23 protein-coding genes, 1 tRNA gene and 1 riboswitch are annotated in these 20,545 nt (G+C 70.5%); of the genes, 13 read left to right on the top strand and 11 right to left on the bottom strand.

The window, feature by feature from the left end; all coding sequences use genetic code 11:
- Positions 1 to 118 precede the first annotated feature (118 nt).
- On the bottom strand, positions 119 to 580 hold the full coding sequence (locus K7G60_RS23345) for a type II toxin-antitoxin system PemK/MazF family toxin (protein WP_225802880.1): 462 nt from the start codon (positions 578 to 580) through the stop codon (positions 119 to 121).
- A gap of 202 nt (positions 581 to 782) precedes the next feature.
- Here K7G60_RS23345 and K7G60_RS23340 point away from each other — a divergent pair, with 202 nt between their 5' ends.
- Positions 783 to 1,538 carry an MBL fold metallo-hydrolase gene (locus tag K7G60_RS23340; protein ID WP_225802879.1) on the top strand — a complete coding sequence of 252 codons (756 nt, stop codon included), beginning with the start codon at positions 783 to 785 and terminating at the stop codon, positions 1,536 to 1,538.
- 75 nt (positions 1,539 to 1,613) lie between these two features.
- Here the strand turns inward: K7G60_RS23340 and K7G60_RS23335 are convergent, their stop codons facing one another.
- Complete coding sequence (locus tag K7G60_RS23335) at positions 1,614 to 2,879, bottom strand: PTS transporter subunit EIIC (RefSeq protein ID WP_225802878.1); 1,266 nt, start codon at positions 2,877 to 2,879, stop codon at positions 1,614 to 1,616.
- A 301-nt stretch (positions 2,880 to 3,180) separates the two neighbouring features.
- Positions 3,181 to 4,494, bottom strand: a complete 1,314-nt coding sequence (locus K7G60_RS23330; protein ID WP_225802877.1) for a PTS transporter subunit EIIC — start codon at positions 4,492 to 4,494, stop codon at positions 3,181 to 3,183.
- Between the two features lie 235 nt (positions 4,495 to 4,729).
- On the opposite strand from K7G60_RS23330, the gene K7G60_RS23325 reads away from it, so the two are divergent.
- The 4 genes from K7G60_RS23325 (at position 4,730) to rdgB (ending at position 6,893) form a co-directional block, all read left to right on the top strand.
- On the top strand, positions 4,730 to 4,963 hold the full coding sequence (locus tag K7G60_RS23325; RefSeq protein WP_123452717.1) for a glucose PTS transporter subunit EIIB: 234 nt from the start codon (positions 4,730 to 4,732) through the stop codon (positions 4,961 to 4,963).
- A 110-nt stretch (positions 4,964 to 5,073) separates the two neighbouring features.
- Positions 5,074 to 5,805, top strand: a complete 732-nt coding sequence (rph, locus tag K7G60_RS23320) for a ribonuclease PH (protein WP_225802876.1) — start codon at positions 5,074 to 5,076, stop codon at positions 5,803 to 5,805.
- A gap of 114 nt (positions 5,806 to 5,919) precedes the next feature.
- Positions 5,920 to 6,276: a hypothetical protein gene (locus K7G60_RS23315; protein ID WP_225802906.1), complete on the top strand. Its 357-nt coding sequence runs from the start codon at positions 5,920 to 5,922 to the stop codon at positions 6,274 to 6,276.
- Positions 6,277 to 6,284: 8 nt separating this feature from the next.
- The gene (gene rdgB, locus K7G60_RS23310; RefSeq protein WP_225802875.1) at positions 6,285 to 6,893 is read left to right on the top strand and encodes an RdgB/HAM1 family non-canonical purine NTP pyrophosphatase; all 609 of its coding nucleotides are present in this window, start codon (positions 6,285 to 6,287) and stop codon (positions 6,891 to 6,893) included.
- Positions 6,894 to 6,937: 44 nt separating this feature from the next.
- Here rdgB and K7G60_RS23305 read toward each other — a convergent pair.
- The 5 genes from K7G60_RS23305 to bcp all read right to left on the bottom strand — a co-directional run bounded on the left by K7G60_RS23305 (position 6,938) and on the right by bcp (position 10,546).
- Positions 6,938 to 7,012: transfer RNA gene (locus tag K7G60_RS23305), tRNA-Leu, on the bottom strand.
- A gap of 12 nt (positions 7,013 to 7,024) precedes the next feature.
- Positions 7,025 to 7,684 carry an HNH endonuclease signature motif containing protein gene (locus K7G60_RS23300; protein ID WP_225802874.1) on the bottom strand — a complete coding sequence of 220 codons (660 nt, stop codon included), beginning with the start codon at positions 7,682 to 7,684 and terminating at the stop codon, positions 7,025 to 7,027.
- A complete protein-coding gene (locus tag K7G60_RS23295; RefSeq protein ID WP_225802873.1) occupies positions 7,681 to 8,322 on the bottom strand; it encodes an HNH endonuclease signature motif containing protein in 642 nt (213 codons plus the stop codon). Before K7G60_RS23295 ends, K7G60_RS23300 begins: the two co-directional genes overlap by 4 nt.
- A 147-nt stretch (positions 8,323 to 8,469) precedes the next feature.
- Complete coding sequence (gene proP, locus K7G60_RS23290; RefSeq protein WP_225802872.1) at positions 8,470 to 9,966, bottom strand: glycine betaine/L-proline transporter ProP; 1,497 nt, start codon at positions 9,964 to 9,966, stop codon at positions 8,470 to 8,472.
- Positions 9,967 to 10,078: 112 nt separating this feature from the next.
- Positions 10,079 to 10,546 carry a thioredoxin-dependent thiol peroxidase gene (gene bcp / locus K7G60_RS23285; protein WP_225802871.1) on the bottom strand — a complete coding sequence of 156 codons (468 nt, stop codon included), beginning with the start codon at positions 10,544 to 10,546 and terminating at the stop codon, positions 10,079 to 10,081.
- Positions 10,547 to 10,682: 136 nt separating this feature from the next.
- On the opposite strand from bcp, the gene K7G60_RS23280 reads away from it, so the two are divergent.
- From K7G60_RS23280 to K7G60_RS23270, 3 genes are all read left to right on the top strand, one after another.
- The gene (locus K7G60_RS23280) at positions 10,683 to 11,003 is read left to right on the top strand and encodes a DUF3618 domain-containing protein (RefSeq protein WP_225802870.1); all 321 of its coding nucleotides are present in this window, start codon (positions 10,683 to 10,685) and stop codon (positions 11,001 to 11,003) included.
- Between the two features lie 46 nt (positions 11,004 to 11,049).
- On the top strand, positions 11,050 to 11,388 hold the full coding sequence (locus tag K7G60_RS23275; protein ID WP_015033852.1) for a co-chaperone GroES: 339 nt from the start codon (positions 11,050 to 11,052) through the stop codon (positions 11,386 to 11,388).
- Between the two features lie 64 nt (positions 11,389 to 11,452).
- Positions 11,453 to 11,526, top strand: a riboswitch (guanidine-III (ykkC-III) riboswitch).
- 32 nt (positions 11,527 to 11,558) lie between these two features.
- The gene (locus K7G60_RS23270; RefSeq protein ID WP_225802869.1) at positions 11,559 to 11,879 is read left to right on the top strand and encodes a multidrug efflux SMR transporter; all 321 of its coding nucleotides are present in this window, start codon (positions 11,559 to 11,561) and stop codon (positions 11,877 to 11,879) included.
- Here K7G60_RS23270 and K7G60_RS23265 read toward each other — a convergent pair.
- The gene (locus tag K7G60_RS23265; RefSeq protein ID WP_225802868.1) at positions 11,873 to 14,023 is read right to left on the bottom strand and encodes a transglycosylase domain-containing protein; all 2,151 of its coding nucleotides are present in this window, start codon (positions 14,021 to 14,023) and stop codon (positions 11,873 to 11,875) included. The genes K7G60_RS23270 and K7G60_RS23265 overlap by 7 nt on opposite strands.
- 274 nt (positions 14,024 to 14,297) lie before the next feature.
- Here K7G60_RS23265 and K7G60_RS23260 point away from each other — a divergent pair, with 274 nt between their 5' ends.
- The 4 genes from K7G60_RS23260 to K7G60_RS23245 all read left to right on the top strand — a co-directional run bounded on the left by K7G60_RS23260 (position 14,298) and on the right by K7G60_RS23245 (position 18,249).
- Entirely contained in the window at positions 14,298 to 15,098 is an 801-nt protein-coding gene (locus K7G60_RS23260; protein ID WP_225802905.1) for an ABC-2 family transporter protein, read from the top strand.
- 106 nt (positions 15,099 to 15,204) lie between these two features.
- Positions 15,205 to 15,981 (top strand): ABC transporter permease, encoded by a 777-nt coding sequence (locus K7G60_RS23255; RefSeq protein ID WP_225802904.1) that lies wholly within the window; start codon positions 15,205 to 15,207, stop codon positions 15,979 to 15,981.
- A gap of 6 nt (positions 15,982 to 15,987) precedes the next feature.
- Positions 15,988 to 16,968, top strand: a complete 981-nt coding sequence (locus K7G60_RS23250; RefSeq protein ID WP_225802867.1) for an ATP-binding cassette domain-containing protein — start codon at positions 15,988 to 15,990, stop codon at positions 16,966 to 16,968.
- 12 nt (positions 16,969 to 16,980) lie between these two features.
- Positions 16,981 to 18,249, top strand: a complete 1,269-nt coding sequence (locus K7G60_RS23245; protein ID WP_225802866.1) for a DUF445 domain-containing protein — start codon at positions 16,981 to 16,983, stop codon at positions 18,247 to 18,249.
- A gap of 54 nt (positions 18,250 to 18,303) precedes the next feature.
- Here K7G60_RS23245 and K7G60_RS23240 read toward each other — a convergent pair whose 3' ends face one another.
- Entirely contained in the window at positions 18,304 to 18,606 is a 303-nt protein-coding gene (locus K7G60_RS23240) for a hypothetical protein (RefSeq protein ID WP_225802865.1), read from the bottom strand.
- A 49-nt stretch (positions 18,607 to 18,655) separates the two neighbouring features.
- Positions 18,656 to 19,522, bottom strand: coding sequence for a hypothetical protein (locus K7G60_RS23235; protein ID WP_225802864.1), 867 nt, complete (start codon positions 19,520 to 19,522; stop codon positions 18,656 to 18,658).
- A 206-nt stretch (positions 19,523 to 19,728) separates the two neighbouring features.
- Between K7G60_RS23235 and K7G60_RS23230 the strand changes: the two genes are divergently transcribed.
- Positions 19,729 to 20,442 (top strand): aspartate/glutamate racemase family protein, encoded by a 714-nt coding sequence (locus tag K7G60_RS23230; RefSeq protein ID WP_225802863.1) that lies wholly within the window; start codon positions 19,729 to 19,731, stop codon positions 20,440 to 20,442.
- The last annotated feature ends 103 nt before the right edge of the window (positions 20,443 to 20,545 follow it).

Raw genomic sequence — 20,545 nt, 5'->3', positions numbered from 1 at the left:
CGAAGCCGAGAGCTCGGGGGAGGGCGGGCACACCGGACGGCGCCCCCTGCCGGGCCCGGGCTCCTGTCGCCCGGCCCCGCACCCGTAGGCCCCGCACCCGTAGGCGCCCCGCGGAAAGCTACCGCGTGAGATGGCGGACCTGGTCCCACACGACCGGGTCCGCCGTCCCCACCCTCCGCCGGAACTCCCACACCGGCACGTCCCGCAGCTCGTCCGTCTCCAGGAAGCTGGGCCGCCCCTGGGCGTCGCCCACGGAGCCGGGCGGGAGCGCGATCACCCCCGGCCGCTCGTCGTGGTACTTGCTGGTGATCTTGGCGACGAGCGCGTTGTCCCCCCGTACCGCGAGCACCAGACAGGGCCGGTCCTTCGACCCGGGCCCGTCCTCGTACGGCACGTCCGCCCACCAGATCTCCCCCGCCCGAGGAAGCCGCTCCGGCACCCGCCCCCGCGGCACCGGCCGCGCCGGCGGCCGCGTCCGCCCCGCCGGCCGCCGCGAAGACCGCTTCCGCCCGTCGGCGAGCGCCACGGCCAGCGCGATCACCACGACCGCGACCAGCGCGGGCCACCACGACGTGTCCATACCTCAAGAAGGTACCGGGGCGCGCACCACCCCGCCGCCGCGGCCCGCCATCCATCCGAACCGGTGACAGAGCCCGTGAGTTCGCCCACAACGGGCCACCACGAAGGAGCGCCGGGCCCGGGCGCGCCTTACGCTCGACAGACCGCACAGCCTCCCCTCCCTCAGCGCGCTTCCCGCACCCGTCCACGGAGGTTCACGCTCCATGAAGCTCACCGTCGTCGGCTGCTCCGGGTCGTTCCCGTCCGCGGACTCGGCCTGTTCGAGCTACCTCGTCGAGGCCGACGGCTTCCGGCTGCTCCTCGACATGGGCAACGGCGCCCTGGGCGAGCTGCAGCGCCACATCGGTCTGTACGACCTCGACGCGATCTTCCTCAGCCACCTGCACGCGGACCACTGCATCGACATGTGCGGGTACTTCGTCGCCCGCTACTACCGGCACGAGGGCGGGCGCTGCGACGCGCTCCCCGTCTACGCGCCGGAGGGCGCCGAGCAGCGGCTGACCACGGCGTACGCCGACACGCCCTCGGCCACCTCGATGAGCGAGGTCTTCGACTTCCACACGCTGAAGTCCGGCGGCAGCTTCCGGATCGGCCCGTTCTCCGTCCGTACGGAGAAGGTGTGCCACCCGGTCGAGGCGTACGGCATCCGGGTCGAGCACGGCGGCCGTTCGCTCACGTACTCCGGGGACACCGGGGTCTGCGACGCGCTGCACGACCTCGCCGAAGGCGCCGACCTCTTCCTCTGCGAGGCCTCCTTCACCCACGGCAAGGAGGAGGTCCCGGACCTCCACCTCAACGGGCGGGAGGCCGGCGCCCACGCGGCCCGGGCGGGGGTGGGCCGCCTGGTGCTCACCCACATCCCGCCGTGGACGGACGGCGAGCGGAACCTGCGGGACGCCCGCGAGGTCTACAAGGGCCCGTCGGAGCTGGCGAGACCGGGCGCGGTCTACGAGGTCTGAGGACTTCCGAGGACAGGGGAAGGGCCCCGGAACCGTGCGTACGGTTCCGGGGCCCTTCGGCCGTGCGGGTGGGGCTCACGCCTTGGTGAGGTCCTCGACCTCCTCCTCGGGCTCGCGGCCCGGGGTGGGGAGGTTGAACTTGACGATCGCGAAGCGGAAGACCACGTAGTAGATCGCCGCGAAGACGAGGCCGATCGGGATGATCAACCACGGCTTGGTCGCGAGGTTCCAGTTGAGCAGGTAGTCGATGCCGCCGGCGGAGAAGGTGAAGCCCGCGTGGACGCCGAAGGCCCAGGTGACGGCCATGGACACGGCGGTCAGGACCGCGTGGATCGCGTACAGGACCGGCGCGATGAACATGAAGGTGAACTCGATCGGCTCGGTGATGCCCGTGACGAAGGAGGTCAGCGCGAGGGAGATCATCATGCCCATGACGGCCTTGCGGCGCTCGGGGCGGGCGGCGTGGGCGATGGCGATCGCGGCGGCCGGGAGGCCGAACATCATGATCGGGAAGAAGCCCGACATGAAGATTCCGGCGCTCGGGTCACCGGCGAAGAAGCGGTTGAGGTCACCGTGGACGACCTCGCCGGCGGCATTGGTGAAGTCGCCGATCTGGAACCAGGAGACGGTGTTCACGAACTGGTGCATGCCGACGGGGATCAGCGCGCGGTTGATGAGGCCGAAGAGGCCGGCGCCACCGGCGCCGAGTCCGGTCATCCACTCGCCGAAGCTGGAGATGCCCTCGCCGATCGGCTCCCAGACCAGGCCGAAGACGACACCGACGGCGGTGCCGACGAAGGCCATGATGATCGGGACGAGACGGCGGCCGTTGAAGAAGCCGAGCCAGTCGACGAGCTTGGTGCGGTGGAACCGCTGCCACAGGACGGCCGAGAGCAGACCCATCAGGATGCCGCCGAGGACACCCGGGTTGTTGTACGTCGCGGCGACGTCGACGCCCTTGTTGGCGGTCGTGTTGACGACGGCCTCGGTGATCGGGAAGGCCTTCAGCACGTTGCTGTAGACCAGGAATCCGACGAGCGCGGCCAGGGCGGTGGAGCCGTCCGCCTTCTTGGCGAAGCCGATGGCGACGCCGATGCAGAAGAGCAGGGGCAGGTTGTCGAAGACAGCGCCGCCGGCCGTGGCGAACACGGAGGCGACCTTGTCCCAACCGAGTCCGTCCTTGCCGAAGACGTCGGGCTGGCCGAGACGGAGCAAGATACCCGCGGCCGGCAGCACGGCGATCGGCAGCTGCAGGCTGCGACCGACCTTCTGCAGGCCCTGGAACAGGCCGGATCCGCGCTTCTTCGCGGGAGCGGCGGCCTGGGCGGTGGCCGTACTCATCAACTTCCTCCAGTAAGGCAAGGCGCCGCCAGAGGACATGAAAAGGGGGTGACGGCGGCGTCTCGTGGAACGCGGTGGTCTGGACCGCGTGGTCTACACCAATGAGTGGTGTAGACCAGTTGTAGCACGTGAGACTTAGATAAGGAACCTGTGAATTCTGTGCGCTCAGCCATAGCTGGAAATGCACGACAAAAGGCCCCCGGACGGTCAGGTCCAGGGGCCTTTCACGGGCCTTGCGAGGGGGCCTCGCGAGGAGGCGAAAGCCCCGAAAGCGGCCGGGCTCCGGCGGGTGACCGCCGGGCTACTTGACGTTGTCGCGCTCGATCTCCTCCTCGACCTCCTCCGGCTCGCGGCCGGGCGTCGGAAGGTCGAACCTGACGATCGCGAACCTGAAGATCACGTAGTACACGACCGCGAACCCCAGACCGATCGGAATGATCAGCCACGGCTTCGTCGCGAGGTTCCAGTTGATCACGTAGTCGATCAGGCCGGCCGAGAAGCTGAAGCCGTCCTTCACGCCGAGCGCCCAGGTCACCGCCATCGAGACGCCGGTCAGCACGGCGTGGATCGCGTACAGCAGCGGCGCGATGAAGAGGAACGAGTACTCGATCGGCTCGGTGATGCCGGTGACGAACGAGGTCAGCGCGACCGAGAGCATCATGCCGCCGACCGCCTTCCGGCGGTGCGGCTTCGCGGTGTGGGTGATCGCGAGCGCCGCGGCGGGCAGCGCGAACATCATGATCGGGAAGAAGCCCGTCAGGAACTGCCCGGCGTTCGGGTCGCCCGCGAGGAACATGGGGATGTCGCCGTGGACCACCGTGCCGTCCGGCTTGGTGTACGTGCCGAACTGGAACCAGATCGGCACGTTCAGGAACTGGTGCAGGCCGATGACGAGGAGCGCTCGGTTGGCGACGCCGAAGATGCCCGAGCCCCACGCGCCGAGCCCGACCAGCCAGTCGCTGAAGTTCTCCAGTCCGTCGCCGATCGGCGGCCAGATCCACAGGCAGATCGCGGCGAACGCGATCGCGACGAACGTCATGATGATCGGGACCAGGCGGCGGCCGTTGAAGAAGCCCAGCCAGTCGACCAGCTTCTTGCGGTGGTAGCGCTGCCAGAACCAGGCGGCGAGCAGACCCATGACGATGCCGCCGAAGACGCCCGGGTTCTGGTACGTGTACCCGGTGAAGACCTCCTCGGGGGCGAGGCAGCCGCCGCTGATGTCCTTCGTGCCCGGCGGGCAGTCCTTCGGGAACTGGCGCAGCACGTTGTAGTAGACGAGGAAGCCGACCACCGCGGCGAGCGCGGTCGAGCCGTCCGCCTTCTTCGCCATGCCGATCGCGACACCGATGCAGAACAGCAGGGGTAGGCCGAGGTTGCCGTCGAGCAGCGCACCACCGGCGCCCGCCATCACCTTCGCTACGTTGTCCCAGCCGAGACCGTCGGCACCGAAGACGTCCGGCTGCCCCAGGCGGTTGATGATGCCGGCGGCCGGGAGGACGGCGATGGGGAGCTGGAGGCTCCGGCCCATCTTCTGGAGACCCTGGAAGAGCCCGCCCCACGAGACGGACCGCTTCGGCTTCGGCTCCGGTGCCGCCGCGGCGCTGTCGGTACTCATCGGCGTCCTCCCTGCCCGGAACAGGCCGGGCCCGCATCTCGTTGCACACTGGTGTAGACCAGTTGCGGTAGGCTCCGGGAGCCCGCTGAGGACAGGCCGCCGGTGATCGTCATCATTCGGCAGAACGGCTGTCCTTGCTCGCGAAGTTGGGCCAACCGTGGGTTACCGTGACAAAACGGACCGCAGGTGCGCCGAGATTCGCGTCCTCGCGAACGGAACGGACAGGGAGAAACACATGGCCAGCAAGGCTGAGAAGATCGTCGCCGGGCTCGGCGGCATCGACAACATCGAAGAGGTCGAAGGCTGCATCACCCGCCTGCGCACCGAGGTCGTGGACGCCTCCCTCGTCGACGAGGCCGCCCTGAAGGCCGCCGGCGCCCACGGCGTCGTCAAGATGGGCACCGCCATCCAGGTCGTCATCGGCACCGACGCCGACCCGATCGCCGCGGAGATCGAAGACCTGATGTGAGCCACCGGCTCACGGACCCGAAGCGAGCCTGAGCCATCCGCTCGCTTCCCCAGGAGGGCCCGCTCCGGCAGGGGAACGGGCCCTCCGCCATGTCCGGCTAGGCTCGTCCCATGTCTCGCATCGACGGCCGTACCCCCGAACAGCTCCGCCCCGTCACCATCGAACGCGCCTGGAGCAAGCACGCCGAGGGCTCCGTCCTCATCTCCTTCGGCGACACCAAGGTCTTCTGCACCGCCTCCGTCACCGAAGGCGTCCCGCGCTGGCGCAAGGGCAGCGGCGAAGGCTGGGTCACCGGGGAGTACTCCATGCTCCCCCGGGCCACCAACACCCGCGGCGACCGCGAGTCCGTCCGCGGCAAGATCGGCGGCCGCACCCACGAGATCTCCCGCCTCATCGGCCGCTCCCTGCGCGCCGTCATCGACTACAAGGCCCTCGGCGAGAACACCATCGTCCTCGACTGCGACGTCCTCCAGGCCGACGGCGGCACCCGCACCGCCGCCATCACCGGCGCCTACGTCGCCCTCGCCGACGCCATCACCTGGGCGCAGAACAAGAAGCTGGTGAAGGCCGGCCGCAAGCCCCTCACCGGCAGCGTCGCCGCCGTCTCCGTCGGCATCGTCGACGGCGTCCCCCTCCTCGACCTCTGCTACGAGGAGGACGTCCGCGCCGAGACCGACATGAACGTCGTCTGCACCGGCGACGGCCGCTTCGTCGAGGTCCAGGGCACCGCCGAGGCCGAGCCCTTCGACCGCAAGGAGCTCAACGCCCTCCTCGACCTCGCCTCCGGCGGCTGCGCCGAACTGGCCGAGATCCAGCGCAAGGCCCTCGAAGGAACCCTCTGACACCTGGCTGCGTCCTGACGGGCGGGCACCCGGTACGATCCGTGCGCCCGCCCGTCCGCACGTCTGTACGCACCTGGGGGAGGACCCGCCTTGAAGCGCCGTCTCGCACTCGCCATGGCCACGGCCGCCGCGCTCACCACCGTCCTGAGCGGCTGCGGAGCCCTCGACACCGCCATGGACTGCGTCAAGACCGCCGACGCGATAGCCACGTCCGTGCAGAACCTCCAGCAGGCGGTCTCGAACGCCTCCAACGACGTGACGCAGATCGAGGAGTCCCTGAACCAGATCTCCACCGAACTGGGCAACCTCAAGAACACCACGGACAACGCCGACCTCTCCAAGGCCGTGGACGACCTCACCAAGGGCGTCGACTCCGTCCGCACGGCGGTCAAGAACGGCGACACGACCCCCGACATCACGCCGGTCACCGACGCCGCGAGCGAGGTGGCCAAGGTCTGCACCCCGGGATAATCGGGGGCATGACCCGACAGCGACTGATCCTCGCCACCCGCAACGCGGGCAAGATCACCGAACTCCACGCGATCCTCGCCGACGCGGGCCTCGACCTCGAACTCGTCGGCGCGGACGCGTACCCCGACGTCCCCGACGTCAAGGAGACGGGCGTCACCTTCGCCGAGAACGCCCTCCTGAAGGCCCACGCCCTGGCCCGGGCCACCGGCCTCCCGGCCGTCGCCGACGACTCGGGCCTCTGCGTCGACGTCCTGAACGGCGCCCCCGGCATCTTCTCCGCCCGCTGGGCCGGCACCCACGGCGACGACAAGGCCAACCTGAACCTGCTCCTGGCCCAGCTCTCGGACATCGACGACGCCCACCGCGGCGCCCACTTCGCCTGCGCGGCGGCCCTGGCACTGCCCGACGGCACGGAACGAGTGGTGGAAGGCCGCATGCCGGGCACCCTCCGCCACGCCCCGGTCGGCACGAACGGCTTCGGCTACGACCCGATCCTCCAGCCGGAGGGCCACGACGTGACGTGCGCCCAGCTGACCCCGGAGGAGAAGAACGCGATCAGCCACCGCGGCAAGGCGTTCCGGGCGCTGGTGCCGGTGGTGCGGGAACTGGTGGGCTGAGGACGCGAAAGGCGCGGCACCTTGTGGGTGCCGCGCCTGCGACGTAGGCCCGGTGGGACTCGAACCCACGACGCACCGCCTCTAAAACGGCGTCCTCTAACCAGCTGGGATACGGGCCCGTCGCCCATACCTTACCGGCCCTGTCGGCTTCGTCCTCCCCTGCACCAGGTGTCAGTGGTTGCATGGCAGTTGGGGCACAGAAGCCGCAGGTTTTCGCGCCGGTCGTCGCTCCAGTCCCCGTTGATGTGATCGATCTCCAGGGTTATCGATGTCCCGAGCCATTCGAGCCCGGTGCCGCATTCGGCGCACTCCTCTGGCACCCCCACCTCGCGGAGCGCCCGCCGGAGTAGGTACGTCCTGGTCCTGCGTCTGCCGTCGTGCCGGACCAGAATCTCCGTCGCCGGCCTCGTCGGCCCAGGTTTGCCCCGTTGGTGGGCCTGTCCTAGGAAGTGTGCGGTGCTCAGGCCGTCCTCCGTTGTCCATCGCCGGAACAGGTCCCGAGCCTGCCCACTGTCAGGTCTGCCCAGGAGGCGCAGAGCGCCAGAGACGGAGAGGGATCCCTCGACCGCGCTCCGCAGCTCCTCCGCCGTCGGACGGAGCAGCTGCCTGCCGCGTCGGCGGTGTGGGAAGTGCGAGATGTCGATGCTGTAGTGGGCGAAGCGCTTCAGGAGGTAGCGTCGCAGCTTGTCGTACGGCTGCACTCCGAAGAAGTCCATGACCTCGTTGATGTCCGCGCATCGCGAGGCTGCTTCGGTCAGCCGCTCGCGCGTGTACCGGATGCCCTCCCTCACCGACGCCGCCCCTTCCCCCGGCCCCGGTAGTTGTCCGTTGCCGAGTGGCAGTTGGGGCAGAGGAACCGCAGGTTCTCGATGCGGTTGTTGCGCCAGTCGCCGTCGACGTGGTCGATCTCCAGCCGGAGAGGGCGGCCGCGCCACAAGCCATCGTTGCCGCACATCGCGCACCGCTTCTGGGCCCCGGACTCCGCCAGTGCCCAGGCGAGACGGTCGCTGGGGATGCGCCGGGTCTGCGGACCGGTCTGCTCCACGAGCAGGGTCTCGGGTGTCCGGGGGCGCCAAGGCTTGCCCTGGCGGGATGGTGCGCGGAAGTGCGAGACATCGATTCCGTACGCCTTGATCCGGCGGCTGATGTGCGTGTGCTGCCCGCCCACGACCTCCACCCCAAGCCGCCGCAGCACCTCGCACATGTTCGTGGACGCCGCCACCGCCTCAGCCAAGACCTCCCGCGTCCACCGCACTCCTTCCCGCTCGAAGTGCGACGTGTCCACCCCCAGCTTCCGCATGCGGTCGTGCAGATAGCGCCGCGACCCGCTCCTCGGGTCCACCCCCAGCCGCTCCAGCGCCTCCGTCAGCGTCCGCGCTCCCCGTGCCGCCGCTTCCAGCCGTTCCTTCGTGTACGCGCTCGTCCCCATGGAGCTCCCTCCCCAGTACGGATCTCGTACGGACTAACGACCCGAATATCGGACGGTCACGCCATATCGCGTACGTATCGCGTGCGGAAAACGGAACGGCCCGCACCGGACGCGCTCCGGTGCGGGCCGTTCCGACGGCGGAGGGGGTCAGAACCTCGGTTCCGGTGTCCGGGCCAGGATCAGCTCGGCGGCCTCCTCCGGGGTCGCCACCGACGGCGGCGATCCGTCCAGGGGGCGCCGGGCCGTCTCCTTCATGCAGGCCACCGCGATCACGCCGACGAGCGCCGCGCCCATCGCGTAGTACGCCGGCATCAGATTGCTGCCGGTCGCGCCGATCAGGGCCGTGATGACGAGCGGGGTCGTACCGCCGAAGAGGGAGGTCGACAGGTTGTAGCCCACCGACAGGGAGCCGTACCGCACGTCCGTCGGGAAGAGCGCCGGGAGCGCCGCCGACATGGTGCCGAGCATGCAGACCAGCGAGAGGCCGAGCATCAGCATGCCCGCGGTGATCGCCGGTACGCCGCCCCGCCCGATCAGGAGGAAGGCGGGCAGGGAGAGCAGGAGGAAGCCGAGCATGCCGGCCATCAGGACGGGCCTGCGGCCGAAGCGGTCGCTGAGGCGGCCGACCTGGGTGATGACCAGCATGAGCAGGACCATCACGAGCAGGAGGATCAGCAGGCCGTGGGTCTCGCTGTAGCCGAGTTCGTCGGAGAGGTACGTCGGCATGTAGGACAGCAGCATGTAGTCGGTGATGTTGTACGCGCCGACCAGGGCGACGCACAGGACCAGCGCGGGCCACTGCTGCCGGAAGATCTTCGCCAGGTCGCCCTTGGTGGAGGTCTCCACCGGGTCCGCCGCCTCCGAGGCGCGCGCCGACTCGTTCTCCAGCTTCTGGAAGGCGGGCGTCTCGTCCAGCCGGAGCCGCAGGTAGAGGCCGACCAGGCCCAGGGGGCCCGCGACGAGGAACGGGACGCGCCAGCCCCACGCCTCCATCGCGTCGGGGCCGAGCCACGCGGTGAGCGCCGTGACGAGGCCCGCCGCGCCGACGTAACCGGCCAGGGTGCCGAATTCGAGGAAGCTGCCGAAGTAGCCGCGGCGGCGGTCGGGGGCGTACTCGGCGATGAAGGTCGAGGCGCCGCCGTACTCGCCGCCGGTCGAGAAGCCCTGGAGCATGCGGAAGAACACCAGGAGCGCCGGTGCCCAGAAGCCGATCGAGGCGTACGAGGGGATCATGCCGATCGCGAAGGTGCCGACCGCCATGAGGATCATGGTCAGGGCGAGGACCTTCTTCCGGCCCAGCCGGTCACCCATCGGGCCGAACACCATGCCGCCGAGGGGGCGGACCAGGAAGGCGACCGCGAACGTCGCGAACGACGACAGCAGCTGGACCGTGTCGTTCCCGGCCGGGAAGAAGACGTGCCCGAGGGTGACGGCGAGGTAGGCGTAGACGCCGAAGTCGAACCACTCCATGGCGTTGCCCAGGGAGGCCGCCCTCACCGCCCGCTTGACCGCCGCCTCGTCGGTGACCGTGATGTCGGTCCGCCGCAGTCTGGGCCGCCGGCGCCGGGTGGCGGCCTTGAACAGGTGCGGGTGGCGTCTCAAAGCCTCGGGATCGCCCGCGGGGGAGCGGTCTGTGGCCGGCATGACCGTACGTCCTCTCTGGGGGTGAGCAGACTCCAGAGGCACTTCTGCGCGGTCATGCCGTTCGCAAACGGGAACGATCCTGGAATGAGACGCCCGTCACACCGGGTGGGGATCAGACGCCCAGGTCGCGCATGATCTTGGCGACGTGGCCCGTGGCCTTGACGTTGTAGAAGGCGTGTTCCACCTTGCCCTCCTCGTCGACCACGACCGTGGAGCGGATCACGCCCGTCACCACCTTGCCGTACAGCTTCTTCTCGCCGAAGGCGCCGTACGCCTCCAGGGTCGTCTTCTCGGGGTCGCCGACCAGGGTGACCTTCAGGTTCTCCTTCTCGCGGAACTTCGCGAGCTTCTCCGGCTTGTCGGGGGACACGCCGATGACGTCGTAGCCCGCGGCGGCCAGCACGTCCAGGTTGTCGGTGAAGTCGCAGGCCTGCTTGGTGCAGCCGGGGGTGAGGGCCGCCGGGTAGAAGTAGACGATGACCTTGCGGCCCTTGTGGTCCGCGAGGGAGACCTCGTTGCCGTCCGCGTCGGGAAGGGTGAAGGCGGGGGCGGTGTCGCCGGGCTGCAGTCGCTCGCTCATGGCTGGCTCTCCTCGGGGATGTTCGCTTACGCGTCCAGAGCCTAATGGGGGTCTGAGGCGACCCGATGGCGGCGGAGCTGACAGACTGTCCACAAGGACCGATCAACGACCGGATCACGACTACGGAGGCAGCGCGGTGTCGGAGGCCAGGACCCCTGCGCAGATCGAGGCGGACATCGTCCGCCGGCGCGAGCAGCTTGCCATCACGCTCGACGAGATCGGCATTCGGATGCACCCGAAGACGATCATCGGGGACGCCAAGGCGAAGGTCGCCTCGACCGTCGACCAGACGGCCGGACGCGCCTTCGTCGCCGTCAACCGGGTCGTCTCGGACGTGAAGGCCCGCCTCACGACCGAGGACGGCGCGCCCCGCCTGGAGCGGGTCGTCCCGGTCGCCGTCGTGGCCCTCGCCGTCGTCGGCCTGATCGTCTCCTCCTCGCGGCGGCACAAGGCGTGAACCGCCCCGGGTACGGGCGACACGCCCGGGCAGGTAGGTTCGGGGCGTGAGCGAGAACACGCACGACAAGCTGCCCATCCGGATGCTCCACGACCGGGTCCTCGTCCGCACCGACTCCCCGGAGGGGGAGCGGCGTTCCGGCGGCGGCATCCTGATCCCGGCGACGGCCGCCGTAGGCCGTCGCCTCGCCTGGGCCGAGGTGGTCGCGGTCGGCCAGAACGTCCGTACCGTCGAGATCGGCGACCGGGTGCTGTACGACCCCGAGGACCGTGCCGAGGTCGAGGTGCGGGGCGTCGCGTACGTCCTGATGCGGGAGCGCGACCTGCACGCGGTGGCCGCGGACCGGTTCCAGGGGACGACGGACTCGACCGGGCTCTACCTGTAGGAACCGGGCTCTACCTGTAGGAAGAAGTGCGCGAAGGCCCCGGTGACCGTAGTCACCGGGGCCTCTGCCCGTTCTTTGCTAGCCTGGACGCACCCCGACGAGACGCGCCGTACCGGGTTCACGACAAGACGACGCACCCCTGTTGATCCGTCTCGCGGAGGTGTCTCGTCATGGCCTGGGTCCTGCTGATCGTCGCCGGTCTGCTGGAGGTCGGCTGGTCCGTCGGTATGAAGTACACCGACGGTTTCACCCGGTTCTGGCCCAGTGTCCTCACCGGCGCCGGGATCGTCGCCTCCATGGTGCTGCTGTCTCAGGCGGCCAAGACGCTGCCGATCGGTACGGCGTACGGCGTGTGGGTCGGCATCGGCGCGGCCGGTGCGGCGGTGCTCGGCATGGTGGTGCTCGGTGAGCCGGCGACCGCCGCCCGCATCTTCTTCGTCTGTCTGCTGCTCGTCGCCGTGGTGGGGCTCAAGGCGACGAGCGGTCACTGACGCGTTCCGTGTGGCGGGTACGACGGGTACGGCGGATGTGTCGGGCCCGGGGTGCGGCGCGCCGCGCCCGGTCCCGCCTCGCCCGTCTCGTACCAGTCCTCCTCCTCTTCGGACCCGTCCGGCGTCGGCGGCGCCGGCGGCACCGGCTCGGCCCCCGGCATCAGCCGGAGCTCGAAGTCCCGGGGCGGCGTCCCTTCCAGCGCCTCCCGGGTGAACCGGCCCCAGATCTCGGCCGGCACCCCGCCGCCGTTCATGCGCGGCTGGCCCAGGGCGCCGTACAGCGGTTCCTGCGATCCCGACTCGGGGTCCTGGCCCATGAGCGCGACGACCGTCGCGAGCTCCGGGGTGTAGCCGGCGAACCAGGCGGCCTTGTCGTCCTCCGCCGTGCCGGTCTTGCCGGCGGCCGGGCGTCCCGCCGCCTGCGCGGCCGTGCCCGTGCCCGTCTCGACGACGCTCTTCAGGATCGACGTGGTCGTGTCGGCGGCCTCGCGGCTCACCGCCTGGCGGCGGGCGACGGCCGGGAGGTCGAGCGGCCTGCCGTACCGGCTGATGTCCTCGACGAGGGAGTACGCGCCGTTCCGGCCGTGCGCGGCGAGCGTCGCGTACGCCGAGGCCATGTCGAGGACGCTGGCGGTGGCGGCGCCGAGGGCGATGGACGGGGAGGCGGTGAGGTCGGGGGTGGAGCCGGGCAGACCGAGGGCGATCGCGGTGCGCCGTACGTCCGCGGGGCCGACGTCGACCGCCATCTGGGCGTACACGGTGTTGACCGACAGATCGGTGGCGGCGCCGACGGCGATGTCGCCGTAGCTCGCGTCGTCCTCGTTGGCGGGGTCGTAGGGGCTGCCGTTCCAGCCCTCCACGGGGCGCCGGTTGGTCCCGTCGTAGACGGTGTGCGGGGTGATGGGCAGGCCCTGTTGGGTCCGGGCGCCGCTCTGGACGGCGGCGGTGAAGACGAAGGGCTTGAAGGTGGAGCCGACCTGGTAGTCGCGGCGGGTGGCGTTGTTGACGTACTGCTGGGTGTAGTCGACGCCGCCGTACATCGCGAGGACCTTGCCGGTCGCCGGGTCGACGGCCGCGGCCCCGACCCGCACGTACCGGTCGGCGGGGGCGCTCGCCGGGTCGAGCCGGGAGACCACCCGTTCCTCGACGGCCTCGACGAGGGCCTCCTGCTTGGCGGGCTCCAGGGTGGTGGTGATGCGGAAGCCGCCGCCGGCGAGGGTCTTCTCGTCGACGATCCCGCGGTCGGTGAGGTACTCCTCGACGGCCTGGACGAGGTAGCCGCGCTGGCCGGAGAGGGCGGTCGCGGCGCGGGCGGTCTGGGGGACGGGGAAGCGGGCGGCGGCGCGGGCCGCGGGGCTGAGCCACCCCTCGCCGACCATGCCGTCGAGGACGTAGTGCCAGCGGGCGACGGCCTTCGCCCGGTTCTCGGGGTGGGTGGTGACGTCGTAGGCGCTGGGGGCCTTGAGGAGGGAGGCGAGGTACGCGCCCTCGGTGGTGTCGAGCTGCTGGACGTCCTTGCCGTAGTAGGCGCGGGCGGCGGCCTGGACGCCGTAGGCGTTGCGGCCGAAGTAACTGGTGTTCAGGTAGCCCTGGAGGATCTCGTCCTTGCTCTTCTCGCGGCCGAGTTTGATCGCGATGAAGAACTCCTTGGCCTTGCGGGTGAGGGTCTGCTCCTGGCCCAGGTAGTAGTTCTTGACGTACTGCTGGGTGATGGTGGAGCCGGACTGGCGGCCCTTGCCGGTGACGGTGTTCCAGGCGGCGCGGACCATGGCCTTGGGGTCGACGGCACGCGAGGTCCGGAAGTCGCGCTCCTCGGCGGCGAGGACGGCCTGCCGGACGGGGAGCGGGACCTGGTCGAGGCGGACGCTCTCGCGGTTGACCTCGCCGTCGCGGGCGAGCGGGGTGCCGTCCCGGTAGAGGTAGACGTTGGACTGGGCGACGGCGGCGGCGTTGGCGGGCGGGATCTCCACCAGGAGGTAGCCGGCGGCGAACGCGCCGGCGAGCAGCAGCGTGCCGAGCAGGAGGAGGCCGAAGAGGGTCCGCAGGACACGGCGGGGGCGTCTCGTGGGGCCGGGGTCGGCGAGGGTGGGGTCCCTCGGTTCCCAGCCGCTCGGGTGGGGGTCGTCGTCGCTCGTGCCGCTCATACCGCTCGTACCGGAGGAAGGGGACATGGCATTACATACTGCACGGAACGTGCCGAAACTCCCTCAAGCGACCCGAAGGTGGCGAGAAAACCGCTCGCGGCGCGCGGGGCGAACCCACTAGGGTCGTGCGCTTCGCCATCATTCGTGCCGGTATCCGTGCCGTCATTCGTGTCGGCATCAGTGCCGGTATCAGTGTCGGCATCGATGCCGGTGTCCGCGTCGGCATCAGTGCCGGTGTCCGTGTCGGCGTCCGTGCGGGAAAGGGAGCCCCATGCTGCGGCTGTACGCGATGGTGGCCGCGGGCGGGTTCCGGCGCTTCGCCGCCTACCGCGTGGCCACGGCCGCCGGCGTCTTCACCAACACCGTCTTCGGCTTCGTCCTCTCCTCCACCTACATCGCCCTCTGGGACGAACGGCCGCGGCTCGGCGGCTACTCCATGGACGACGCCCTCGCCTACGTCTGGATCGGCCAGGCGCTGATCACCGTCTGCGGGCTGATGGGCGGCGGCTTCGAGGACGAGCTGATCGAGCGGATCAGGACCGGCGACATCGCCGTCGACCTCTACCGCCCCGCCGACCTCCAGGCCTGGTGGTTCTCGGCCAACGCCGGCCGCTCCGCCTACCAGCTGCTCGGCCGCGGCGTCGCCCCGATGACCGTCGGCGCGCTCGTCTTCGACTTCACCCTGCCGTCGGGGCCGGGCGCGTGGCTCGCGTTCCTGGCGGCCGTGGCGCTGGGCTCGGTGGTCGGCTTCGCGATCTGGTACCTGGTGGCGATGAGCGCGTTCTGGCTGCTCGACGGCCAGGGCGTGGTGCAGGTGGCCTGGCTGGCGGGCCTGTTCTTCTCGGGGATGCTCCTCCCGCTGAACGTCTTCCCGGGCGCGCTGGGCGAACTCGCGCGACTGCTGCCGTGGGCGTCACTGCTCCAGGTGCCGGCCGACGTGTACCTGGGCAGGTACGAGGGCTGGGAGCTGGCGGAGGCGTACGCCTTCCAGGGCTGCTGGGCGCTGGTCCTGCTCGGCGCGGGGCGGGCGGCGCAGTCGGCGGCGACGCGGAAGGTGGTGGTGCAGGGTGGTTAGGTCACCGGCGGCCGGTTCCCGGCGCACGTACCGGGAGACGGGGGTACGGGCCTCCGGGCGCACGTACCGCGAGACGGGGCTACGGGCCTCCTGGCGCACGTACAGGATGGTGGCGGGCATGTGGATCCGCTCCACGATGGCGTACCGCTCCTCCTTCGTCCTGACCGTCGTCACCAGCTTCTGCGTCACCTTCTTCGACTTCGTCGTCATCCTCCTGATGTTCGGTCAGGTGCGGGGTCTCGGCGGCTTCTCGTTCGCGGAGGTCGCCCTCCTGTACGGGACGGCCGGCACGTCCTTCGGGATCGCCGACCTGACGATGGGCTCGCTCCAGAGGATGGGGAAGCGGGTCAGGGACGGCTCCCTCGACACCTTCCTGATGCGTCCGGCGCCGCTGCTCGCGCAGGTCGCGGCGGACAAGTTCGCGCTGCGGAGGTTCGGCAGGGTCGCGCAGGGCCTGATGGTGCTGGTCTGGGGCCTGTTCCTGCTGGACGTGGAGTGGACGCCGCCGAAGGTGCTGCTGCTGCCGGTGACGGTGGTGTGCGGGGCAGTGATCTTCGGCGCGGTGATGGTGCTGGGGGCGTCGACCCAGTTCTGGATGCAGGACGCCGCAGAGGTCACGAACTCCTTCACGTACGGCGGGAACACCCTCCTCCAGTACCCGCCGACGATCTTCGCGCAGGAGCTGGTGCGGGGCGTCGTGTACGTCGTGCCGCTGGCGTTCGTGAGCTGGCTGCCCGCGCTGTACGTGCTGGGGCGGCCGGCCCCGGCGGGGGTGCCGGAATGGGCGGCGTTCGCGTCGCCCCTGGTGGCGGCGGCCTGCTGCGGGGTCGCGGGCCTCGCGTGGCGCGCCGGAATCCGCTCTTACCGATCGACGGGAAGCTGACCGACCATGCCCTTCATCGCACTCGACTCGCTGGAGAAGACCTTCACCGTCCGCCGGAAGACCGGCCTGCTCCGCCGCGAGAAGAAGGAGGTCAGGGCGGTCGACGGCATCTCCTTCACCGTGGAGCGCGGGGAGATGGTCGGCTACATCGGCCCGAACGGCGCCGGGAAGTCGACCACGATCAAGATGCTCACCGGCATCCTCACCCCCAGCGGCGGCCGGCTGCGGGTCGCGGGCATCGACCCGGCGCGGGAGCGCACCCGTCTGGCCCAGCGGATCGGCGTGGTCTTCGGCCAGCGCACCACCCTGTGGTGGGACCTCCCGCTGAAGGACTCGTACCGCCTCACGCACCGCATGTACCGCATCCCCGACGACCGCTACGAGGAGAACCTCGCCCGCTGCGTGGACCTCCTCGACCTCGGCGACCTCCTCGACGTGCCCGTACGGCAGCTCTCCCTCGGCCAGCGGATGCGCGGCGACATCGCGGCGGCGCTGCTGCACGATCCGGAGGTGCTGTACCTGGACGAGCCGACGATCGGCCTGGACGTGGTGTCGAAGGCGAGGGTGCGCGAGTTCCTGAAGGACCTGAACGCCACCCGGGGCACCACGGTCCTGCTGACCACCCACGACCTCACCGACATCGAGCAGCTCTGCTCACGGGTGATGGTGATCGACCACGGGCGCCTGATGTACGACGGCGAACTGGCCGGCCTGCACGCCGTGGGCGAGAGCGAGCGGCTCCTGATGGTGGACCTGGAGCGCGAGCTGCCCCCGATCACGGACGTGCCGGGAGCCCGGTTCGTACGGTCGGAGGGCCCGCGCCAGTGGCTGGCGTTCCCGGCGACGACCTCGGCGGCCCCGCTGGTGGCGGCGGTGGCGGCGAGACATCCCCTCCTCGACCTCTCGGTGCGGGAGCCGGACATCGAGGCGGTGATCGCGAAGATGTACGGGGGAACTCGGGACGAGCGCCGGGAGTCCCTGATGTAGGAGGTCGAACCGATGGTGAGTTTCTCGTACACGGCGGCGGACGAGGAGAAGAGCAGGGGCGTCCGCCGCATGAAGACGCTGGCGACGTCCCTGCTGCTCGTCGTGGCCGTGGTCTACGCCCTGGCGACCTGGGCGCGGAACGAGGGCTGGGGCGCCTGGGCCGGCTACGTCGCGGCGGCGGCGGAGGCGGGCATGGTCGGCGCGCTGGCGGACTGGTTCGCGGTCACGGCCCTCTTCCGGCGCCCCCTGGGACTCCCCATCCCCCACACGGCGATCATCCCGACGAAGAAGGACCAGCTGGGCGCGTCGCTGGGCACGTTCGTGGGAGAGAACTTCCTCTCGGCGGACGTCGTACGGGGCAGACTGCACGCCCTGGGCATCGGCAGCCGGCTGGGCACCTGGCTGGCGGACCCGGCCCACGCGGACCGCGTCACGGCGGAACTCTCCACCGCCCTGCGCGGCGCGCTGACGGTCCTCCGGGACGCGGACGTGCAGGCGGTCGTCGGGGAGGCGATCACCCGCCGCGCCGAATCGGCGGAGATCGCCCCGGGCCTGGGCAAGACCCTGGAGCGGATCGTCGCCGACGGGGCGCACCACCGGGCGGTCGACCTGGTCTGCAGCCGGGCCCACGACTGGCTGGTCACGCACGGGGACTCGGTGATGGACGCGGTCCAGGGCGGAGCCCCGGGCTGGACCCCCCGCTTCGTGGACCGCCGGATCGGCGAGCGCGTCTACAAGGAGCTCCTCCGCTTCGTCACGGAGATCCGGGACATGCCGGGCCACCCGGCACGGGCCGCGATCGACCGCTTCCTCGCCGACTTCGCGGCCGACCTCCAGGCCGACACGGACACCCGCGCCCGCGTGGAACGCCTGAAGGCCGACCTCCTGGCCCGCCCGGAGATCCAGGACATCATCGCCTCGGCCTGGTCCTCGATCCGGTCCCTGATCATCGCGGCGGCCGAGGACGACCACAGCCAGCTCCGCCTCCGCGCCCGCGCCTCCCTGATCTCCCTGGGCACCCGCCTGGCGACGGACCCCCGCCTCCAGGGGAAGGTCGAGGGCTGGGCGGAGGACGCGGCGGCGTACGTCGTCACGACGTACCGCCACGAGATCACGTCCCTGATCACCGACACGATCGCCGGCTGGGACGCCACCCAGACCTCCCGGAAGATCGAGGCCAACATCGGTCGCGACCTCCAGTTCATCCGCATCAACGGCACGGTGGTCGGCGCCCTGGCGGGCCTGCTGATCTACACGGTGAGCCGGGTGGCGGGGGGCTGAGACCCGCTGACCGGAGGCTCGGCTCGCCTCGCGAGGCCGGCCCCGCCTGCGGGGTCAGGCCTTCCCGCGGGTCACGGCCCAGGAGGCGGCGGCCATGCCCCCGGCGACGGAGAACACGGAGGGCCAGGCGCCGATCTTCTTGGCGAGCGGGTGGGACCCGGCGAAGGCGGCGACGTAGGCGGCCGTCAGCCCCACGGAGGCCTTGACCCCACCCACCTGCTGCCACTCCCGAGCGGCCACCCCACCGGCCACGGCGAGCACGGCACCCCCGAGGGGCCGCTTCTTGGTCCACCGGGCGACGGCGTAACCGCCCACGAGACCGGCGGCGGCTATGGCGGGGGAGGGGATGCGGGGCATGGCGGGGCCTTTCGGGTCGACGGGTGGTGGTCCTCCGAGCGTACGGGAGTCAGCTACGGGTGCTGGGGACACACCTGGGGCAGAGTGTCTCGTCGCCGACCGGACGGAAGAGGGTCGTCTGGGTGTGGCTGCCGACGCACTCCCGGGCACCTTCGAGCCGAGGCGAAAGCCGGTTGCCCGGTGCGGGTACGGGTGCGGGCCCGGGTGGTACGTCACGCAGGAGGTAGCGGACGAGCCCGCCGGGGTGGTGGACGGGCGTTCCGACAGGGGGCAGGCCGCGACGGATGTGTTCGTGGACCTCGGCGGGGGTGTGGCCGGTGTCGAGCCAGCGGGCGGCGAGGCGGGTGAGTTCGGCGTGCATGCCGGGCGGGACGTGCCGCAGGGCGGGGGAGAGGGCGGGCAGGGCGCCGACGAGGGCGCGGGCCTCCTCCAGGCGGGGTGACTCCTCGACGGCGTCCGCCTGCGGCGGAAGGTCGGAGGTGTCCTCCTGGGGGTCTTTCTTCGGATGACCGTCGGCCGACGGGGATGTCGGCTGACCGACGGCCGGTTTACGGGGACCCGGTGCGACCTGCGAGGACGCGACGGGTTCCCGGGCGAGGAGCTTGGCAGCCTGGGCGGCGGTCAACGGGGAGCCGGAGATGAGCTGTTGGGTGACCCATCGTCCTCCGGCGACCTGCACGCGCCGCTCGTGCACGAAGCCCTCCTCCTTCAGCTGCCGCTTGGCGCGTCCGAAGGCGCATGCCCCGATCCGGGCACGTTCGGCGGTGCGGGAGAGTGACTCGCGGGCGCCCCGGGGGAGGGAGAGCTGCCAGGTCAGGAGGCGAACGGCGTCGGAGCTGAGGCGGGGATGCCGGATGATGTCGTGCGAGAACTGGGTGAAGGCGCGCGCGGGCGCGTTAAAGTGCCGATAGATCACAGTGGAGTCGCTTTCCACGAGTGGTTCAGGCCCTCGCTGATGGTTGGCGCCATCAACGGGGGCCGTTTTGCGCGACCGTAACGCACCAATCGCATTCGAATGAACACGTTGAGTGAAGAACGCCCGTGTGGGTGACCGACTCCAAGCGAGGCTTATGCGTGGGGCCCTGCCATGCTCAATTCCTTATCGGGATAAGGGGTGTGGCGATGAAGACGATCGGGCTGATCGGTGGAATGAGCTGGGAGTCGACGGCGGAGTACTACCGGTCGCTGAACGAGTTCACGCGCGACCGCCTCGGCGGGCTTCACTCGGCGCGGTGCGTGCTCTACTCGGTGGACTTCGCGGAGATCGAGCGGTTGCAGGTCCAGGGCCGCTGGACGGAGGCGGGCGAGATCCTGGTCGCGGCTGCTCGGGCCCTTGAGGCGGCCGGCGCGGACATGGTGCTGATCTGCACCAACACCATGCACAAGGTCGCCGACCAGGTCGAGGCGGCGGTTTCGATCCCGCTGCTGCACCTGGCCGACGCGACAGCGGAGGCCGTACGGGCGTCGGGTCTGCACCGAGTTGGGCTGCTGGGCACGGCGTTCACGATGGAGCAGGACTTCTATCGAGGCCGTCTGGAGGCCGGCGGCCTCGACGTACGCGTCCCGCCCGCCGACGGGCGCGCGATCGTCCACCGCGTGATCTACGAGGAACTCTGCCTGGGCGTCGTGCGGGAGGAGTCCCGCGCCGCCTACCAGAAGGTGATCACGGATCTGGTCGCCGACGGAGCGGAAGGCATCATCCTGGGCTGCACAGAAATCGAGCTTCTCATTGGGCCCGAGGACAGCCCCGTCCCGGTTTTTCCCACTGCCCACCTCCACGCTGAGGCTGCCGTACACGCGGCACTGTTCGACGAGGCGCCAACGCCGAGGGCGTAACGGGGCCGCTCGGGTCGATCCGGCTTCGTGGGATTCTGGTGCGGCCACCCTCTTCCGAGTGCGGCGGGGCCGGCAGTGACGGGGGTAGGAAGGCGGCGGCAGG

This window comes from Streptomyces sp. NK15101 (genome assembly GCF_020400725.1).
In the GTDB taxonomy this organism is placed as follows: domain Bacteria; phylum Actinomycetota; class Actinomycetes; order Streptomycetales; family Streptomycetaceae; genus Streptomyces.
Note: the sequence above shows the minus strand (reverse complement) of the source record. Positions and strands in the feature narration are given on the sequence as shown.

Bases quoted from the DNA above. Each gene is read 5' to 3' on its own strand.
- K7G60_RS23325 (WP_123452717.1), top strand. From the start codon at position 4,730: ATGGCCAGCAAGGCTGAGAAGATCGTCGCCGGGCTCGGCGGCATCGAC.
- proP (WP_225802872.1), bottom strand. From the start codon at position 9,966: ATGCCGGCCACAGACCGCTCCCCCGCGGGCGATCCCGAGGCTTTGAGA.
- K7G60_RS23295 (WP_225802873.1), bottom strand. From the start codon at position 8,322: ATGGGGACGAGCGCGTACACGAAGGAACGGCTGGAAGCGGCGGCACGG.
- K7G60_RS23245 (WP_225802866.1), top strand. From the start codon at position 16,981: ATGGTGAGTTTCTCGTACACGGCGGCGGACGAGGAGAAGAGCAGGGGC.
- K7G60_RS23240 (WP_225802865.1), bottom strand. From the start codon at position 18,606: ATGCCCCGCATCCCCTCCCCCGCCATAGCCGCCGCCGGTCTCGTGGGC.
- K7G60_RS23255 (WP_225802904.1), top strand. From the start codon at position 15,205: ATGGTGGCGGGCATGTGGATCCGCTCCACGATGGCGTACCGCTCCTCC.
- K7G60_RS23270 (WP_225802869.1), top strand. From the start codon at position 11,559: ATGGCCTGGGTCCTGCTGATCGTCGCCGGTCTGCTGGAGGTCGGCTGG.
- K7G60_RS23330 (WP_225802877.1), bottom strand. From the start codon at position 4,494: ATGAGTACCGACAGCGCCGCGGCGGCACCGGAGCCGAAGCCGAAGCGG.
- K7G60_RS23340 (WP_225802879.1), top strand. From the start codon at position 783: ATGAAGCTCACCGTCGTCGGCTGCTCCGGGTCGTTCCCGTCCGCGGAC.
- K7G60_RS23345 (WP_225802880.1), bottom strand. From the start codon at position 580: ATGGACACGTCGTGGTGGCCCGCGCTGGTCGCGGTCGTGGTGATCGCG.
- rdgB (WP_225802875.1), top strand. From the start codon at position 6,285: ATGACCCGACAGCGACTGATCCTCGCCACCCGCAACGCGGGCAAGATC.
- K7G60_RS23335 (WP_225802878.1), bottom strand. From the start codon at position 2,879: ATGAGTACGGCCACCGCCCAGGCCGCCGCTCCCGCGAAGAAGCGCGGA.
- K7G60_RS23315 (WP_225802906.1), top strand. From the start codon at position 5,920: ATGGCCACGGCCGCCGCGCTCACCACCGTCCTGAGCGGCTGCGGAGCC.
- K7G60_RS23265 (WP_225802868.1), bottom strand. From the start codon at position 14,023: ATGAGCGGCACGAGCGACGACGACCCCCACCCGAGCGGCTGGGAACCG.
- rph (WP_225802876.1), top strand. From the start codon at position 5,074: ATGTCTCGCATCGACGGCCGTACCCCCGAACAGCTCCGCCCCGTCACC.
- bcp (WP_225802871.1), bottom strand. From the start codon at position 10,546: ATGAGCGAGCGACTGCAGCCCGGCGACACCGCCCCCGCCTTCACCCTT.
- K7G60_RS23230 (WP_225802863.1), top strand. From the start codon at position 19,729: ATGAAGACGATCGGGCTGATCGGTGGAATGAGCTGGGAGTCGACGGCG.
- K7G60_RS23250 (WP_225802867.1), top strand. From the start codon at position 15,988: ATGCCCTTCATCGCACTCGACTCGCTGGAGAAGACCTTCACCGTCCGC.